General features: G+C 61.8%; 13 protein-coding genes and 2 pseudogenes. 7 read left to right on the top strand and 8 right to left on the bottom strand.

The genetic code is table 11. The features are described 5' to 3' along the window. The 5 genes and pseudogenes from GFB49_RS21080 to GFB49_RS20365 form a co-directional block, all read left to right on the top strand. A pseudogene (locus tag GFB49_RS21080) lies at nt 1-188 on the top strand (mercury resistance system transport protein MerF); the annotation flags it as partial. Then, on the top strand, nt 188-325 hold the full coding sequence (locus GFB49_RS20380; RefSeq protein WP_153218051.1) for a hypothetical protein: 138 nt from the start codon (nt 188-190) through the stop codon (nt 323-325). The pseudogene GFB49_RS21080 and the gene GFB49_RS20380, both read left to right, overlap by 1 nt. A gap of 1 nt (nt 326) precedes the next feature. Further along, nucleotides 327-1,757 carry a mercury(II) reductase gene (gene merA, locus GFB49_RS20375; protein ID WP_246149863.1) on the top strand — a complete coding sequence of 477 codons (1,431 nt, stop codon included), beginning with the start codon at nt 327-329 and terminating at the stop codon, nt 1,755-1,757. A 22-nt stretch (nt 1,758-1,779) separates the two neighbouring features. Further along, nucleotides 1,780-3,132 carry a dihydrolipoyl dehydrogenase family protein gene (locus GFB49_RS20370; RefSeq protein WP_153218045.1) on the top strand — a complete coding sequence of 451 codons (1,353 nt, stop codon included), beginning with the start codon at nt 1,780-1,782 and terminating at the stop codon, nt 3,130-3,132. Nucleotides 3,133-3,187: 55 nt separating this feature from the next. Next, nucleotides 3,188-3,514, top strand: a complete 327-nt coding sequence (locus GFB49_RS20365; protein ID WP_037941829.1) for a YnfA family protein — start codon at nt 3,188-3,190, stop codon at nt 3,512-3,514. A gap of 315 nt (nt 3,515-3,829) precedes the next feature. Here GFB49_RS20365 and GFB49_RS20360 read toward each other — a convergent pair whose 3' ends face one another. From GFB49_RS20360 to GFB49_RS21075, 8 genes are all read right to left on the bottom strand, one after another. Next, on the bottom strand, nt 3,830-4,558 hold the full coding sequence (locus GFB49_RS20360; RefSeq protein ID WP_153218043.1) for a DUF736 family protein: 729 nt from the start codon (nt 4,556-4,558) through the stop codon (nt 3,830-3,832). Nucleotides 4,559-4,682: 124 nt separating this feature from the next. After that, nucleotides 4,683-4,985 carry a hypothetical protein gene (locus GFB49_RS20355; protein ID WP_153218041.1) on the bottom strand — a complete coding sequence of 101 codons (303 nt, stop codon included), beginning with the start codon at nt 4,983-4,985 and terminating at the stop codon, nt 4,683-4,685. 100 nt (nt 4,986-5,085) lie between these two features. Next, nucleotides 5,086-5,547: a DUF6915 family protein gene (locus GFB49_RS20350; protein ID WP_153218038.1), complete on the bottom strand. Its 462-nt coding sequence runs from the start codon at nt 5,545-5,547 to the stop codon at nt 5,086-5,088. A 1-nt stretch (nt 5,548) separates the two neighbouring features. Continuing rightward, entirely contained in the window at nt 5,549-5,935 is a 387-nt protein-coding gene (locus GFB49_RS20345) for a DUF6878 family protein (protein WP_153218036.1), read from the bottom strand. Nucleotides 5,936-6,056: 121 nt separating this feature from the next. Then, nucleotides 6,057-10,319 (bottom strand): strawberry notch family protein, encoded by a 4,263-nt coding sequence (locus GFB49_RS20340; protein WP_153218033.1) that lies wholly within the window; start codon nt 10,317-10,319, stop codon nt 6,057-6,059. Between the two features lie 269 nt (nt 10,320-10,588). After that, nucleotides 10,589-10,735: an antitoxin PaaA2 family protein gene (locus GFB49_RS20335; RefSeq protein WP_153218031.1), complete on the bottom strand. Its 147-nt coding sequence runs from the start codon at nt 10,733-10,735 to the stop codon at nt 10,589-10,591. A 904-nt stretch (nt 10,736-11,639) separates the two neighbouring features. Continuing rightward, on the bottom strand, nt 11,640-13,049 hold the full coding sequence (locus GFB49_RS20330; protein WP_153218029.1) for a multicopper oxidase domain-containing protein: 1,410 nt from the start codon (nt 13,047-13,049) through the stop codon (nt 11,640-11,642). 126 nt (nt 13,050-13,175) lie between these two features. Continuing rightward, nucleotides 13,176-13,547, bottom strand: coding sequence for an SHOCT domain-containing protein (locus GFB49_RS21075; protein WP_194269431.1), 372 nt, complete (start codon nt 13,545-13,547; stop codon nt 13,176-13,178). Between the two features lie 239 nt (nt 13,548-13,786). Between GFB49_RS21075 and GFB49_RS20320 the strand changes: the two genes are divergently transcribed. Together GFB49_RS20320 and GFB49_RS20315 are read left to right on the top strand one after the other, a co-directional pair. Beyond that, the gene (locus GFB49_RS20320) at nt 13,787-14,173 is read left to right on the top strand and encodes a DUF302 domain-containing protein (RefSeq protein WP_153218024.1); all 387 of its coding nucleotides are present in this window, start codon (nt 13,787-13,789) and stop codon (nt 14,171-14,173) included. Between the two features lies 1 nt (nt 14,174). Further along, nucleotides 14,175-14,847 (top strand): annotated as a pseudogene (locus GFB49_RS20315) (TVP38/TMEM64 family protein). Nucleotides 14,848-15,348: the final 501 nt, after the last annotated feature.

The following is a 15,348-nucleotide window of genomic DNA, read 5'->3' as shown; positions in this document are numbered from 1 at the left end:
TTTGGCTGCGCGCTGGCAAACCGGGACCGGCCCCGAAACTTTGGGCCACCGGCCTCGCGGTGGCCCTGTCGATCCTGATCATTCTTCTCGAATTCAGGTTCGCAATACGGATCACAATCGGCGTTTTCGCCGCCACAGCACTCTACGCGGTTCTGCTGAACCGTGCGCAAAAGAAAGGAACGCTCTAATGATGATGGGATGTTGCACCGCCACCGGTATGTTCTTCGGTCTTCTCGGCATGCTCACACCGCTGATCGCAATCGGCGCGGTCATTTATCTGTTCGCTGCCAAATCGAACAACCCCGAGTATGGTGAGGCGCGCTGAGATGAAAGACCTGAACAAAAACGACGATGGACAGGGCGGCTATGACCTGATCGTCCTCGGGGCGGGGTCGGCGGGGTTCTCCGCCGCAATTACCGGCGCGGATGCCGGAAAGCGCGTCGCTCTCGTGGGACATGGCACCATCGGCGGAACCTGCGTCAACGTGGGATGCGTGCCGTCCAAGGCGATGATCCGCGCGGCAGAGGCCGTGCACGGTGCGGGAGCTGCCAAACGGTTCCCCGGTCTATCAGGCCACGCGCAAGTCGATGACTGGCAGACGCTCGTTCAGTCCAAGGACGATCTGGTCGAGACCCTGCGCCAGAAGAAATACGCGGACCTTCTGCCGGAATATGAGGATGTCGATTACATCGACGCCGGTCCCGCGCGGCTGATCGAAGGTGGCGTGACAGTCGGTGAGCGAACCCTGAAAGCACCGAGGACCATCATCGCCACGGGCGGGCGTCCCGTTCTGCCGACCATCGACGGCATCGAGGAAATCGGCGCGCTCAACAGCACCAGTCTTCTGGAACTCGAAGTACTGCCGAAAAGCCTGATCTTCATCGGCGCGGGCTACATCGGCGCGGAGCTGGCCCAGATGATGAGCCGCATGGGCGTGAAGGTCACGCTTGTCGCCCGTTCGCATCTGTTGCCCGGCGCGGAACCAGAGGTCTCGGAGGCATTGGCGGCGGCGTTCGAGGCCGAAGGCATCACCCTTCTGACCGGGTTAAGCTACGACACTGTGCGCCGCGACGACGCGGGCGTGACACTGCGCGTGATCCAGAACGGAAAGCCTGTCGAAGTGACGGCGGATCACCTCGTTTCGACCGCTGGCAGGCGGGCCAATACCAAAGATATGGGCCTGGACGCAATCGGCGTGGAAACCGACGCGCGTGGGTCCATCGTCGTCGGCGAGGACATGCAGACATCGGTGCGCGGCATCTATGCCGCAGGCGATGTGACCGACCGCGACCAGTTCGTCTATATGGCGGCCTATGGTGCAAAGCTCGCGGCCAAAAATGCGGTTCTCGGCGAAGACCATCGCTACGACAACGCCGCGATGCCCTGGGTGGTGTTTTCCGACCCGCAGGTCGCGGGCGTCGGTCTCGGTGAAGCCCAGGCGCGGGACGCGGGCCTCGACGTCAAGACGTCCATCGTACCGCTCGATCAGGTGCCGCGCGCACTGGCCGCACGCGACACGCGCGGATTGATCAAGCTGGTGGCGGACAGAAAGTCCGACCGGCTGCTTGGCGGCCAGATCATCGCGCCCGAGGGGTCCGATACGATCCAGACCCTCGTTATGGCGCTGAAGTTTGGCATGACCACAAAGGCGCTCGGGGAGACGATCTTCCCCTATCTGACGACCGTGGAAGGGCTGAAGCTGGCGGCGCAAACCTTCGATATGGACGTGGCAAAGTTGAGCTGCTGCGCCGGATGAAGATCAGGACAAGGACCGGAGAATGAATGAAGACTACGACCTGATCGTCATCGGGGCGGGCATGGCGGGCGTGGCCGCGGCCAACAAATGTGGCGCGGCAGGATGGCGTGTCGCCATTGTCGATGCGCTGCCCTACGGCGGCACCTGCGCATTGCGCGGCTGCGATCCAAAGAAAATCCTGCGGCGCGGTGCGGAAATCATGGACGCGGCACGGCTCATGCAGGGCAAGGGGATCGATCCCGGTGATCTGTCGATCAACTGGGCCGATCTGATGGCACACAAGCGTGGCTTCACCGATCCCGTGCCGGACAAGATGGAAAAGGGCCTGTCGGGCAACGGCGTCGAAACCCTGCATGGAGCCGCGCGGTTCACGGGAAGCAACACGCTGGAGGTCGATGGAACGGCATATCAGTCGGAACGGTTCCTCGTGGCCGCCGGTGCCATGCCCAGGCCGCTGAGCTTCACAGGGGCCGATCTCGTGATCGACAGCACGGATTTCCTCAACCTGGAGGCCCTTCCCAATCGGGTTCTTTTTATCGGTGGCGGCTTCGTGTCCTTCGAGTTTGCGCATATCGCCGCACGGGCCGGAGCCAACCCGATCATCGTGGATCGTGGCGCCCGGCCCTTACGCGGCTTCGATCCCGATCTGGTCGAAATGCTGATCGACCGCAGCGGCGGTATCGGCGTGGACCTGATGCGCGAAACCGAAATCGTGTCGGTCTCGGAAGCCAGTAGAGCATTCACTGTCGAGGTGAAGTCGGGCGATGAAACCCGAACAATCGAAACCGATCTGGTCGTGCATGGCGCGGGCCGGGTTGCAGCCCTGGCCGATTTGAATCTTGAGGCGGCCGGTGTTGACTACAGCGACAAGGGCATCGTTGTAGCCCCCCATCTGCAAAGCACGACAAGCAGCGCGGTCTATGCCGCCGGAGATTCCGCCGACACCGATGGTATGCCGCTGACGCCGGTCGCGGTGATCGAAGGGAAGGTCGCAGCCTCCAACATGCTCAAGGACGCGCAGACCGTACCGGACTATGCCGGTATTCCAACAGCCGTCTTCACCGTTCCGGAACTGGCGCGTGTCGGCATGTTGGAAAGTGAGGCAAGGGACGCCGGGCATGACGTAGATGTCCGGTTCACCGACACGATCGGTTGGTACTCGAACTACAGGATCGGCGAGACCTCCGCCGCCGCGAAGATCCTCGTGGACAGGTCGAACGGCAAGATCCTCGGCGCGCACCTGTTCGGCCCGGAATACGGCGAACTGATCAATTTCTTCGGGCTGGCAATCAAGCTGGGCCTGGCGGCCAAGCAGCTTAAGTCGATGACGGCGGCCTATCCAAGTGTTGGATCGGATTTGGGGTCGCTTCTTTGAATTTGAAAATTTTTCGCAATAGACCCGATCCTCCTCGGAACGTATGTCTGGCCCGATGAAGACGGTTCTTATCTACTTCGCCGCTGCGCTGGCCGAAATTGCCGGATGCTTTGCTTTCTGGGCGTGGTTCCGGCTGGACAAGAGCGTGTTTTGGTTGGCACCGGGCATGCTGTCCCTTGCCGCTTTCGCCTGGCTACTGGCGCTCAGCCCCGCCGATCAAGCGGGCCGCGCCTATGCAGTCTACGGTGGCGTTTACATCGTATCGTCCCTGATGTGGCTATGGGGTGTGGAAGGGCATCGCCCGGATCAATGGGATGTTGTTGGAGCCGTCATTTGCCTTGTCGGTGCGGGTATTATTCTCTGGGCACCGCGCAGTATTTGAGAGGCAGCCGCAGACGGGGTGAAGTACTGAATCTTTCGATTAGATCGCCTTTTTGGTTCACGCGTTCCGACAACTCGGCGCTGCTTTCCTTCCGCATCGCGGCTGCGATCAAGCAGGTTTCCTACCGCCCTCAAAAGCAGCGATACATCCTTTACGCAGCATCGGTCAAAGTGGGCTCTTCGGTTGCATTAGCTGCCGGCGACACGAACGTCTGCAATGTAGGCCGGGTTCATTCAACCACACCAGCACAGCAAAAGGGGAACCGTGGTCCCACGGCTCCCCAATCGGTTCAGGTCTTTTGGCCTCATGCCAATGTCATGCGACCAGCGACAGCCCGGCGCCCGCGTCCTGCGGCTGCTCACCGCTGTCGATGAACGGGATGATCGAGAAGGTCTGCCCGCCGCGCTGTTCTTCGTTCTGCACGGCGTTGACGCGCAGGTCGCCATCGGGCGTGTTGATCAGCAGCGACAGGTAGTCATTGCCCGTGCGGCTGCTTTTCGCCATCCACGCCGAGCCGACGCGGATCGGTGCGCCCCGGGGCGAGCTGACCTCGATGCGGTAATCGGGGTGGGTCTCCTCGGATTTGTAGCTGTTCTCGATCAGCATGAACTCCAGATCGAACATCATGTTGGCGATGTAGCCCGTGAAGGCGTTGTCAGCGTCCATGGCGGTCAACTCGCCCGAGATCGAGCCGGATTTCATCAGGCCGTTCGAGACCAGTGGGATGATCTCGAACTCCCCGCTCTGGGCCGCGCGCGCCTCTTTCGTCTGCACCGCGTTGACCCGGAACGGGCCCAAGCCGACATCGATCTGCATCGAGATGTAGGGGTTGCCGCTGGTATTGCCGGTCTCGTTCCAGGCCGTGCCGATGCGCACCTTGCGGCCTGATTTGTTGACTGCCGTCACGTCAAAATCCGGGCTGCGCCCGGACATCTTGGCCCGCGCCTCCAACTGGATGGCGATGTCAAAGCGCGTCGAGTGGATCATGCCGGTGTACTGAGCGGCTGCGGTCTCGACATTGCGGGTGAGGGTTCCTGCGAACATGGGATGGTTCCTTTTGGATTGGCCGGTGCCTGACGTTCTTGCCAACGCATCCGGGATTGCTTTCTCGACCCCTTGAGGGATCACCAATCAGAAAGCCTGCTTTCCTTTCAGCCCCGCCCACGGGTCAGATCTGCCGTCCGAGTGGGAATGCCCCCGCGCCTCCGGGTGCTACGCCCCTCCCCTGCACGTCTGGTCTTGATTGGCTGCCCGGATTTTCCGCGCTGTCCTCTGATCGCGCGATGAAGAACTCCGCCTCTTTTCCGTTCAACCGGTGCCTGCCCCGGTCGGTCAGACCGATGCAGCTACCATTCGGCACATAGGTGATGAGGTACTGACCGAGCCGGTCCTTGTGGACAACGTAGCCGGTATTGGCCCAATGCACGGTCTGCCCGGCATCGACCGCGGCTTTGATTTCATCGAGTGTCATGCGATCCTCCTCAAGAAGAATGGTGGGGAAACGACGCAAGAAGCCCGATCTTCCAACCGGGCTTCCATGCAGCATTCGTTTGGCAAACGGCCGAGAGCTGTCAGGCACCTTGCGTGGTTTGCGTCGCGCGCGCCGCCATCCAATCCTTCAGGCCAAGAACCGTTCTTCCGGCGGCGACCTCGGAGGCCCAGGCAACCCTTGGGTCGCCGCAGGGCTCATCGCCAAAATGCCGGTCGATGTGGCCATTGGCCATCCATGGCTCAGGTTGTATCCGTCGCAGCCAGTCCGCCATGCTCGGGATACGGCCCTGACAGTCTTCGCGGACATGCTGCTCGCCGATCCAGCGCACGGGTATTTCCCGACCCGCGCTATTGGTCAGGGTCAGACCGAAGACACGTTCGGCCTCGAACAGGCCTTGAGCATGATGACGCAAGGCGCGGTGCGTGAAGAGCGCGAGGTGCTCTTTCGAGGCGTCAAACCAATCGTGCACAGCCTGATAGTCAGACGGCACCCCGCCGAATTTCCGGGCAGAGCTTTCAGCGTGATGAAGCGGATGTGCCATCTCAAAGTCCCTCGTCATAGCTGTGCGAGCATTCAACGTAGCGTTCCGCATGATCGAGCGTGATGCTGTCGTCGCGCAAGTCCCAGGTCAGCGTGCCATAGCCGCCTTCGTTGTTCTCGAACCCAGGATGATGGTGATAGGCGAGCGACCAGGCGAAATCGCCCACTGCGGTGACAAGCGGTTCCGTCAGTTTGACCTCCGCAGGCTGCACGGTCACATCCTCGACATTGCCGGAGTCGCCATAGCCTTCGTACTCGGCGGTGACGTCGCTGATGCCAAGCGCTCGTAGTTGCGCGAGCAGCTCCGCTCGGGATGCCTTCAAGGTGGTTTCGCGCTCCGCGCGCCACTGAGCCGCCATTGCGGCATAGTCCATTGGGGGTTTGGTCATGGGTCTGTCCTTTTGTCTGCAATTGGGGGGCCGGGCGCGGCATTGGTCAGCGCGCGCCCGGAAAGCGCAGACCGGCCAAATCCGGATCTGCGACGCCCCACCCAAAGCCTGCTTTGGCTTTTCAGGCGGCTTGTTCTGCCGCCTTGCTGGTTCCCTGCCCCACGATCCGGGAGAGAATGCCCGCTGTGTCGATCCCATCCCCATGCGGCAGGAACACCCGCAACTGGTAGGCGATGATCTCCGTGAAACACCCCATGGCCTTGAGGCCGTCGATCATGCCCCGATCCGCGCCGCCCAGCTCGAGGCGCATCTCGCCTGCGACACGGCGACGGGTCAAGGTGAGACCCCGGCCCAGATCGACAGGTACGGTGGTGCCGAGGGCGGCGGTCAGCATCTCCTGCGGTGTTTGCGGGTTGGAGACGAGGAAGCGGGCGCGCAGCGCGGCCGCTCCTTCCTCGCTCAGCGTGCGCCCGATCATGGCGGTCGCCCCATCGGGCGTGACCCGGTAGATGCGCTCATTGGTGGTCGGAATGTCCTTCCAGATCGGCAGCAGCAGCCCGGTCAGCAGGTAGAGCTTGGTCGTGGTGGTTTTCGGCAGAGACGCAGCCTCGGCACCCCAAAGTCCTGCAAACTCGGGCCTTCCGATGTCTTCCCAGGCCGAAGACTCGAACCGCGTCTCCTCCAGATAGCTGGACCCGTTGGGCCGCACCGCCTTGCGCATCAGCGTCACGATGTCCTCGTCATACATCTGCATGGGCCGCGCCGAGATGAGCGCCGCGCGTCCCGAAGCACGGTTGACCATCGGTAGCTTGTCGGGATTGCGCGACATGGCTTCTTCCGCGCCCAGCACATACACTGGGTCGGTCACCTCAAGCCCGATGATCCGCGTCACCGCGCCGGATTTCGGGCAGGCCCAGAGATCCTCTGTGGAGACCTGTTCGATCTTTTCGCCGCGCAGGGTTTCCACGCCGAGATCGAGCGTGCCCGCCGCGCGCGCCCGCTCAGACTGATCAGCGATCCGACGCATGAACTCGGCAAAGAGTGCGTTCTGCATGTGGATGGGCAGGGCCAGAACCCGGTTGAGGAAGCGCTGGATCGGGGGAAGTTCCTCAAGGAGCATCCTGTCCTTGTCGATCAGCCGCAGGGCCGTCCAGTCGGTGAAGCTCTCGTAGCTCATCGCCTCAGCGCGCCCGGCGGCAAGATCGGCATAGTAGCCACGCAATGCCGCCCGCGCGATCGGACTTTCGAGATTGTCCTCCTCCCGGAACATGCCTTGCGAGCCGGTCTCGCGCTGACCCTTGGTCAAGGCCCCCAGCTGGTCGAGGCGCTTGGCGATCGTCGAGGTGAAACGCTTCTCGCCATGCACATCGGAGGTGCAGACCCGGAAGAAGGGCACGCTGACCTGCGCCGAGCGATGCGTGCGTCCAAGTCCCTGGATGGCGGCATCGGCGCGCCAGCCGGGCTCCAGAAGATAGTGCCGCCGCCGCTTCTGGTTCTTCGCCGTTTGTGCCGCATGATAGGACCGGCCCGTGCCGCCTGCATCGGAGAAGATCAGGATATCCTTTTCGCCGTCCATAAAGGCTTGGGTCTCCGACGAATTGCTGCTGGCGCTGCGCTTCTCGATGAAGAGATGGCCATCCTCGGCCTTGAGTGGCCGGATGAACCGCCCCGTGACTTCTGCCACGGCCTCATCGCCAAATGCCCAGAGGATCTGATCGAGCGCCGAGGGGATCGGCGCCAGCGTCATCAATTCCATCATGGCCGCGTCACGCAAAGCGAGCGCCTCGCGCGAGACAACGAGCGCCCCGGTCTCATCCCGCAAGGGTTCCGCCACCATATTGCCGTCGATCTCCACGAGCTTTTGCGCATGGATCGGGAAGGCCTGTTCGAGGTAGCCCAGAACATAGTCGCGCGGCGTCAAGGCACCCTCGACGAGTTCATCCTCCGGGTCCATCGCCTCAAGCCGACGCTTCAGCAGGCTCTCGCCTGTCGAGACAACCTGGATGACGCAAGCATTGCCTGCCGCCAGGTCGTCCTTGATCGCACGGATGATGGTCGGGGCTTTCATGCCCATCAGGAGATGGTTGAAGAAGCGCTGCTTCGTGCTCTCGAAGCGGGACTTGGCCGAGGCGCGTGCGGCCGACGCATTAGTTTCCCCCGAGGCGTCGTTGACGCCGGTCGCAGTCAGCGCCGCTTCGAGATTGTGGTGGATCATCCGAAAAGCACCCGCGTATGCGTCGTAGATCTCGATCTGGGCCGGGGTCAGCGCGTGTTCGAGCACGTCATACTCCACCCCATCAAAACTGAGGGCACGCGCCGTGTAGAGCCCGAGCGTCTTGAGATCGCGCGCGACCACCTCCATGGCAGCCACGCCGCCGGCTTCCATCGCAGAAACGAAGCTCTCGCGGCTTGGGAAGGGGTATTCGGGGCCCTGCCCCCAGAGCCCCAGCCGCGCGGCATAGGCGAGGTTGTGGACGCTCGTCGCACCCGTGGCCGAGATGTAGAAGACGCGAGCGCGGGGTGCTGCCAGTTGCAGCCGGAGGCCAGCAAGGCCCTGCTGGGAGGGTTTGACCCCCCTGCCCTGCTCGGACCCGGCCGCGTTCTGCATGGCATGGGCCTCATCAAAGGCCAGCACGCCTTCAAAGTCTTCGCCCATCCAGGCGAGGATCTGGCTCAGTCGCGTGGTGCCGCATTTGCCCGCGGACCGCAGCGTGGCGTAGGTGACAAATAGGATGCCGTCGCCCATCGGGATGGACTGGTCCGGTTTCCATTTGGAGACCGGCTGGATGTCGGCGGGCGAGCCGCCGAGATCGGTCCAGTCGCGGATGGCGTCCTCGATGAGCGTGGCGGATTTGGAGACCCAGATCGCCTTCCTGCGCCCGGCCAGCCAGTTGACAAGGATGAGCCCCGCGCATTCGCGCCCCTTGCCGCAACCGGTGCCGTCGCCGAGGAAATAGCCAAGGCGATAGGCACGTGCATCCGGGTCATCATCGGCGCGCGTCAGCTTGGTCTGGTCGTCATCGATGGTAAACCGACCGGGCAGGTCGCGCCCATGGGCGTCATGCGCCATGATGATGGTTTCCAGCTGCGCCTCGGAGAGGTGACCCTCCTCGACCAACCGTGCGGGCAGGCGCAAGTCATCACGACCCGTATTTGAGGGCATGGGCGGGGCAACCGAGGCCATGGCGATGCTCTCGACGAGCGGGGTGGGATGTTCCTGCGCACCCGCGATCTCGATCCGTTGCGGACGGTAGCGCGCATAGATGTCCGAGATGGGCGTGTTGTCGCGCGGGATATCAAAGCTCGTGAAAGTTAGCGGGACAACGGCATTGGCCCGAGGCTTGGAGGCGGCGACAGGCGCAGCGGCGGTCTTGCGCGGAGCAGAGGATGGAACGGTCGGCCGAATGTGCGGGATCGCTGCTGCCCGTTGGGCGGGGTGCATCTCAGGCCGGGTTGCGGCCACGGCGTCGACAAAAGGAAGGGCTTCATCCAGATCGCACACAACGGCGCGGATCATCTCGCAATCCTCCTGCACCTTGTCGAAGATCATGAGCTGGGTTTCCACAGTTGTGCCGAGCTTGCGGTAGACCTGCCCCGGCATCGTCAACGCCAGTCGCGGCGTCAGGAGGCTGCAGGCGCGGGACCAATGCGCGGCATCGCGTTCGGGCGTGAACCCCGGCGGCATGATCGCCACCAGGCGCCCACCCGGCGCGAGACGCTTTGCAGCCGCGATGAGATGTTTGGCGGCGATGTGCTTGTCCCGCGACCGATCGACCGAGGCGGCGAAGGGCGGATTCATCACCACGACGTCGGGTAGAACCGGCCTCTGCAGCAGATCATCGATATGCTCGCCGTCATGGCCTGTGACCTCGCCGCCGAAAACCGCGCGCAGGAGGCGCTGGCGAAAGGGGTCGATCTCGTTGAGCAGAAGCGTGGCACCGGCCCGGGCGGCGAAAGCAGCCAGGGCACCGGTGCCAGCCGAGGGCTCCAGCAAAGTCTCGCCCTTGCGAACGGCTGCCGCCCGCACGACCATTGCCGCGAAAGACAACGGCGTGGAAAACTGCTGCAGCCGGATCTGCTGCTCTGACCGGCGGGTTTCCGTCAGCAGCCGCGAGGCAAGCAGCTTTGCAGCGGCGATGTCACCTGCCACGCCGTTCCCACGCAGCAGCACCTGGACAGCCGCGGCCTGCATCAGGTCATATGCCATGCGCCAGTCCCAGGCACCGCCGGCATTGCTGCCAAGAAACGTCTCGCGCATGACGCGCGCGAGCGCTGAGCTGCGCAGGGGTTGGTGGTCGATCTCTGTGCCGATAAGCGCTAGCGCAGAGGCGAGATCGGCTTCGGAGATTGCGAGAGCCGGGTTGGCCGTTCTGGGTTTGGACATGGGGATTTTCCTTTGGATCAGGGTCTGAGTTCCAAAGGACAAAAAGCCCGCTCTACACTTTTTGGGGTTTCCGCCGAAAGCTATGACGGAGGTTGGGCAACGAGAGTGAGTGCAGAATTTCAGATCACGAGCGCGACCCGCCCTTGTCGGAATCAAAGGCTAAGTCACGCAGCCGATCGGCAAACAAATTTTTGACAGAAGAAGCGGCGGCAACCCACCAAAACACCCCGAAACGCACGAAGGTACCAGGTAAGAACAGAACGCACTGTTCAAGACTGTTGGCGGCGCTTCTCATCAATCACCGCCTGCACAAGGTTCATCACGTTGGAATGCGGTGTCGCGGCCTGCTGGTCATTCAGTGCCTCCTTCACCTTGGACCGAAACCAGGCATCATGGGACGTCATCTCACCGGTCACGGCGATGGTCCTCGAGGCGCCTATCCAGAAGCTCGCCTAGGTCTCTCGGCATAGCTGCAACGCTCAGAGCGACCCGAGATCGGCGGTAGGGAGAATGGACCTTGGACAGATTGACTTTGTCGCAAGCCTGTTTGCGGTCTGAAGGCTGTTTCAACTCGGATTCCCCGTTCACGCGATGATCGAACGTTACAGCAAAACTTCCCGGACGATAAGACTCTTGAGATCTCTACATTATGGGGATGACCAAAACATCTGCGCACAGACGCCCCTTCACACCATTGCCGACGTTGGGGCGGGATGCCGCGAAGGTCTCAAACGAGCCCGTTCCGTGAATTCGGATTTTTCGCTGCGTGCGCACGCCGCACTGATATTGCTGTGCAAGCGTGATTTCATGCGCCGCAAGGCAGAATGAAAACCAGCCATTCGGGCAGTGCGCAGCGATTTTGAAATCGCGAATTCACAGATCGCGGACTTAACGCCAATTCGCCACAGATTTCACATGCGGCTGCTTAGCTGCGTATTGCGGCCTTTCCGCATGGGCTCACTTTGAAAGTCAAAAAATCTGCCCTCTTTCGAGACCGGGACCGCCACCCAGCCCCGCGCTTCAACGATACTGAACAGTCCCCAGCCACGGTCCTGGTCAATTACGGCCAATCCAACAGCAAGGATTGGGAAGCACGGTCGCAACACATTCGTATCGATCACTGCAGGGCCCAGATTGTTCGTCCAGAAAATCACCCGCGGTATTTCTCGCCTTCTCCGGGAGGGCCGCGAATTCCCATAGGGCCATCCCGACCAGTACACCGAGAAACGCGACGAGGCTAAGCTGTGGTTCGGTGGCAAGAACCGAATCCGACACAAGCTAATTTCTGAACCTCATGCTGCGGTCGGCAAGACGCCAAGTTTAGGCAACTGTGAACTGGCCCATCATGCCCGCATTCTCATGTTCGAGAATATGGCAATGAAACATGAACGGCATCTCGCGGTTTGCGGGCTTGTCGAAACGGGCCAGGATCTCGGCCTCGCCGGGCACCAGCACTGTGTCTTTCCAGCCAGTGTTCTCGGGGCGCGGGGGGCCGCCGTTCTCGGTCAGCACCCGAAAACGGACGCCATGGACGTGGAACGGATGCGCGACCATGGTGCTGCGGATCTGCCAGCGTTCGACCGATCCGAGCGCGACTTCGAAATCGATCCGCCGCATGTCGAAGGGGCGCCCGTTGATGGCAAAGCCACCGCCGCCCATCATCATGCCCCCCATGCCCATGTCGAGCGAGACCTGCCGCGTCACGGCTTCGGTTCCTGACAAGTCCTCGGGCGCACCGTCCAACTGGTCTGGCAGGCGGGTTATCCGTGCGGACAGCGTGGAGTCGGTGGCGAACTGAAGGACGCCATAGGCCTGGCCCGGATCGCTCATCATCACCGGCGCGCCGCCCGACGAGAAATCGACAAGCACCTCGGCCCGTTCTCCGGGCGAGAGGCGCAGCACATCCAGGGCAACAGGGGCAGGCAGGAAGCCGCCGTCCGTCGCCACCAAGTGCATGGGCCGCGCGTCGTCCATGAACAGCGTGTAATTGCGCGCATTCGAGCCGTTGAGCAGGCGCAGTCGGACGATTCCGTGCGGCACGACAGCAGTCGCGCCGGCCTGACCATTGATGAGCATCCGGTTCCCGGCAAACCCGTGCATGATGTCCATCATGGACGGGTCATAGATCATGCGTCCGGAGCTATCGAACCGACGATCCTGCAAAACGAGCGTCAGATCATCCATCCCATATGTGGAGGGCAGACCACGGGCGTCATCCTGCCCGTCGGTCAGATGGATGACTCCGGCCAGTCCGAAATAGACCTGTTCGGGAATTCGTCCGTGCATGTGCGTGTGGTACCAGACCGTTGCCGGGTCCTGCGCGATGGTCAGGTCCGGGTTCCATGCTGCACCCGGTTCTATCGCTTGTTGTGGTCCGCCATCATGCTCTCCGGGCACCAGAAGGCCATGCCAATGCGTTGTGATGGCTTCATCAAGGCCATTCTGAACTTCGGCGGCCAGATCGCCGTTCTGCATTACAACGGTCGGCCCCAGATACGCCTGATTATATCCGGCGGTGGGTGTGCTGGCGCCGCCGTTAAAGGCGGTGCTCCCCGGCGTCGCCCTCAGCACTAGCCGCCCTGTCGCCCGCGTGTCGAGAAGCGGCGGCATGGCGAGGCGCGATTGCGGCGTCTGTCTCTGCGCGAAGGCACGCCGGACCGACGTCTGGGAAAGGACGCCAGCGGTCAGGATCGCTGCGGAGGTCGAAGTCAGGAAGTGGCGTCTTTTCATTTTATTCTTTCAGGGTTTTGGCTGGCAAACCCATTCTTTGGCGGCCGAGGGCATCTCGGCGCGCCAAGTTACGTCAGTAGGAAAAGGACTGCGGGCCGTGATTGCCAGCGCTCGACGCGCCGCAGGTCACTCTTCCAGCAGCTTCTTGCGTTCAGAGAACTCGGTCGAGTCGATTTCGCCGTTGGCATAGCGCTCTTTCAAAAGCGTTATGGCACGATCGTGTGTGGCATGGCCGCCGACGGCGGGTCCGGCTGCGCCGAACAGGCGCAGAAGGTATATGATACCGGCGACGATCCCGACCAGAAGCAGGATCATAAAGATCGGTCCAAGTACCATTCCGAAGCCTCCCCACTGGCTGCTGCCCCACATCATGTCGTGACCATAAAAGAAGCGGCCGTCTCGCCCGGGGATTTCTCCGACCTGCGCCATCACCGAACTCGCGGCGACGCTGAATGCGCCTGCCGTGATCGGGGCAACCGCCCAATTCCTGAATTTCATCTCGCAAATCCTTTCGCATGGCAGTGGATTCCGCCATCTCTGGACAACCATAATTCTGGAAAACGGTGCGCAGGCCATGATCCATATCAAGACGGGAGTGAGAAAATACTGTAGCATGCTGCGAGCTGCGCACGAGGTGACGATAGAACGACTGCCCGAATTTGGCTGCGCAAGACCGATTTCCGTGCCAGTTTGCCAAGTCGGCAGTTTCGAACCCCAAAGACAAGGATTGCAGTTCAATGACATACACGATCAATCGAATCATCTCTGATGCGGGGATCGACGACGTAGACACCCGTGCGCGGAAGGCGCTAGCCGACCATGGCTTCGGCGTGCTGACCGAGATCGACGTCAAGGCGACGATGAAAAAGAAGCTCGATGTCGAGATGCCGGCCTATCGCATCCTTGGCGCCTGCAATCCGAAGATGGCGCATCAGGCGATCGGGATCGAGCCGCGGGTGGGCGCGACGCTGCCCTGCAATGTCATCCTGCGCGAAGTCGAGAGCGGCGTGGAGGTCAGTGCCATCGACCCAGTGGCATCCATGCAGGCGATCCAGAATGGCGAACTGACGGCCGTAGCGGGCCAGGTTCGCGAACTGTTGGCCGAGGCTGTCGCAGAGATCTGAGGTGAGCCTGCGCACCGCCATCGTCGCGGCGACAGCGGTTCTCGGGCTTGCCTTGCTTGGTGTGTGGTTGACCAAGCCGGCAGCCCTGATCGACGCGCAACGCTTTCTTGACCGCGAGACGCTCGAGCTGCTGGTGGTGCGCTCAGGCCTCTGGGGCCCAATACTGATCATCGGCCTCATGGCCGTAGCGGTTGTCCGCCAGCCCGATCCCCAGCGCGCCGATCGCGCTGGCGGCTGGGGCGGCCTACGGGCATTTCTGGGGAACCGTGCAAGTCGTGATCGGCGCCGAGCTTGGGGCGCTGATCGCGTTCGGCCTGGCACGTGTGATGGGGCATGACGTCTTGCGTCGCGTGTTCGGCGACCGGGTCGATGCGGGGCTGCTAGGGTCGCAGACCGCGTTGACGATTACGGTGTTTGCCAGCCGCCTGATGCCCTTCGTGTCCTTTGACATGATCAGCTATGCTGCGGGACTCAGCCGCCTGCACACCTGGCGGTTCGCCGTGGCGACGCTGGCCGGCATCTTACCGGCGAGCTTTCTTCTGGCCCATGTCGGCGGAGAAGCTTTCCGCGGAGACCTTGGCCGAGCGACATGGGCGGTGCTGGGCCTAGGGCTTGCGACTGGATTGCCGCTGCTTTGGGTGACAATGCGGCGGGATGGCCGAGCGAAGAAGTGATCGCGGACACACCTGCTCTTGAGTTGCAGCAGGACCATTCAGGCTCTGACGCTGTCGACTATGCTAGCGCTTCGCATTACTGGTTGATCATTTCCCGAAAATGATCAACCCGTGAAGCGGTGCGTCTGCGCAAGCGTATCAGCAGTTTTGGTGCGTACAATATCGCTGGGGTTGTCTTGCAGAGTCAAATGTCCGCTCTGTCTGCGGTTCGATTGTTGGAGCTAAGCGCAGCGAAAGGGCGGTTTGGATTCTGCCGAAATTGACGCGGTTGAATGACCGAAATGGGGAAATCCGCTGCGCTGCCGAAAACACGGTGCGGCTGGTGCGAACGTAGTTCTGATCTTTCTGCACTTGCATTCGCCGCGACAGCAAAAGGCCGCTGTGTCCGCATCTTACCAGTTCGTACACGATGCAGCGAACGGCATGTGTGGATGGCTCCTGCATAGCAAGACATTTTTGATCTGATTTGTGCATTTGTCAGAAGCAGTCATGTGTCCGGCC

The organism is Tritonibacter litoralis, from assembly GCF_009496005.1.
In the GTDB taxonomy this organism is placed as follows: Bacteria; Pseudomonadota; Alphaproteobacteria; order Rhodobacterales; family Rhodobacteraceae; genus Epibacterium; species Epibacterium litoralis.
This window is presented reverse-complemented; position numbering and strand designations above follow the sequence as displayed.

Excerpts from the sequence above, each read along its gene's own strand:
- GFB49_RS20380 (WP_153218051.1), top strand. The coding sequence starts at position 188 with ATGATGATGGGATGTTGCACCGCCACCGGTATGTTCTTCGGTCTTCTC.
- merA (WP_246149863.1), top strand. The coding sequence starts at position 327 with ATGAAAGACCTGAACAAAAACGACGATGGACAGGGCGGCTATGACCTG.
- GFB49_RS20370 (WP_153218045.1), top strand. The coding sequence starts at position 1,780 with ATGAATGAAGACTACGACCTGATCGTCATCGGGGCGGGCATGGCGGGC.
- GFB49_RS20365 (WP_037941829.1), top strand. The coding sequence starts at position 3,188 with ATGAAGACGGTTCTTATCTACTTCGCCGCTGCGCTGGCCGAAATTGCC.
- GFB49_RS20360 (WP_153218043.1), bottom strand. The coding sequence starts at position 4,558 with ATGTTCGCAGGAACCCTCACCCGCAATGTCGAGACCGCAGCCGCTCAG.
- GFB49_RS20355 (WP_153218041.1), bottom strand. The coding sequence starts at position 4,985 with ATGACACTCGATGAAATCAAAGCCGCGGTCGATGCCGGGCAGACCGTG.
- GFB49_RS20350 (WP_153218038.1), bottom strand. The coding sequence starts at position 5,547 with ATGGCACATCCGCTTCATCACGCTGAAAGCTCTGCCCGGAAATTCGGC.
- GFB49_RS20345 (WP_153218036.1), bottom strand. The coding sequence starts at position 5,935 with ATGACCAAACCCCCAATGGACTATGCCGCAATGGCGGCTCAGTGGCGC.
- GFB49_RS20340 (WP_153218033.1), bottom strand. The coding sequence starts at position 10,319 with ATGTCCAAACCCAGAACGGCCAACCCGGCTCTCGCAATCTCCGAAGCC.
- GFB49_RS20330 (WP_153218029.1), bottom strand. The coding sequence starts at position 13,049 with ATGAAAAGACGCCACTTCCTGACTTCGACCTCCGCAGCGATCCTGACC.
- GFB49_RS21075 (WP_194269431.1), bottom strand. The coding sequence starts at position 13,547 with ATGAAATTCAGGAATTGGGCGGTTGCCCCGATCACGGCAGGCGCATTC.
- GFB49_RS20320 (WP_153218024.1), top strand. The coding sequence starts at position 13,787 with ATGACATACACGATCAATCGAATCATCTCTGATGCGGGGATCGACGAC.